This window comes from Phenylobacterium sp., from assembly GCF_030693405.1.
Classification (GTDB): domain Bacteria; phylum Pseudomonadota; class Alphaproteobacteria; order Caulobacterales; family Caulobacteraceae; genus Phenylobacterium.
Genome location: NZ_JAUYAW010000040.1, coordinates 1 through 1304 on the forward strand (window position 1 = coordinate 1; position 1304 = coordinate 1304).

The 1304-nt window shown below is 66.1% G+C and carries 1 protein-coding gene; it reads left to right on the forward strand.

Going from position 1 to position 1304, the window contains the following annotated elements; all coding sequences use genetic code 11:
• Window positions 1-143: 143 nt before the first annotated feature.
• The coding region (locus Q8N19_RS07575; RefSeq protein ID WP_305589335.1) for a methionine--tRNA ligase at window positions 144-1304 on the forward strand (1161 nt) is incomplete at its 3' end.

A 1304-nucleotide genomic window follows, 5' to 3' on the forward strand; every position in this document is an offset into this window, starting at 1 on the left:
CCTGATCGCGGCCGGGGCGCTGTTCATCTTCAAGGGGCCGATCCGGGTCTGAATTGCGCCGCCGCGGTCACGGCTTTTGGCAAGCCGGACGCGGCGCCATATAAGCCCGCCCTCACGACCCTCTCATACGAGCCGGCAGACCCATGTCCCGCATCCTCATCACCTCGGCCTTGCCCTACATCAACGGGATCAAGCACCTGGGGACGCTCGCGGGCTCCATGTTGCCGGCCGATGTCTATGCGCGGTTCCAACGCTCGAGGGGTCGGGAGACCCTCTACATCTGCGCCACCGACGAACACGGCACCCCCACCGAGCTGGCGGCGGCCGAGGCGGGCATCGATCCGGCGACCTTCTGCGCGAGGCAGCATGAGGTTCAGGCCGAGCTCGGCGCGAAGTTCGGTCTCTCTTGGGACCATTTCGGTCGGTCGTCGTCGCCGCAGAACCGCAGGATGACCCAGCGTCTGGCTCAGACCCTGTGGGAGGCCGGCCTTATCGAGGAAAAGGTCACTCAGCAGGTATATTCCAACGCCGACAAGCGCTTCCTGCCTGACCGCTATGTGATCGGGACCTGCCCGCACTGCGGCTACACGGCCGCCCGCGGGGACCAGTGCGAGAACTGCACCCGAGTGCTGGACCCCGCCGACCTGATCGCCCCGCGCTCGGCGGTCTCGGGCTCGGAAGACATCGAGATTCGGCCGTCGAAGCACCTGTTCCTTCGGCAGAGCCTGTTTTCCGACAAGCTGCGCGCCTGGATCGACGGCAAGAAGGGCGACTGGCCGCTGCTGGTCACCTCCATTGCGCTGAAATGGCTGGACGAAGGCCTGCAGGACCGGGGCATCACCCGCGACCTGGAATGGGGCGTGCCGGTCAACGCCGCCGATTGGGGGCCCAATCCCGATGGCGTCACGCCGGACGTCGATGGTCTTGCGGGCAAGGTCTTCTATGTCTGGTTCGACGCCCCCATCGAATATATCGGCGCCACCTGGGAATGGGCGGACGCCAAGGCCGCCGCCGAGGGCAGGGTCCAGGCCGAAGAGGCGGAATGGGAGCGCTGGTGGCGCGAGCCGCTCGCCGCCGACGTCACCTATGTGGAGTTCATGGGCAAGGACAACGTGCCCTTCCACACGGTCGGCTTCCCCTGCACCCTGATCGGAGCCAATGAGCAGCGCGGTCCCGACGGCGCCTGGCGGGCGGTCAATAACGCGCCCTGGAAGCTGGTGGACCGGCTCAAGGGCTTCAACTGGCTGGACTACTACGGCGGCAAGTTCTCCACCTCGCAGAAACGTGGCGTATTTATGGACCAG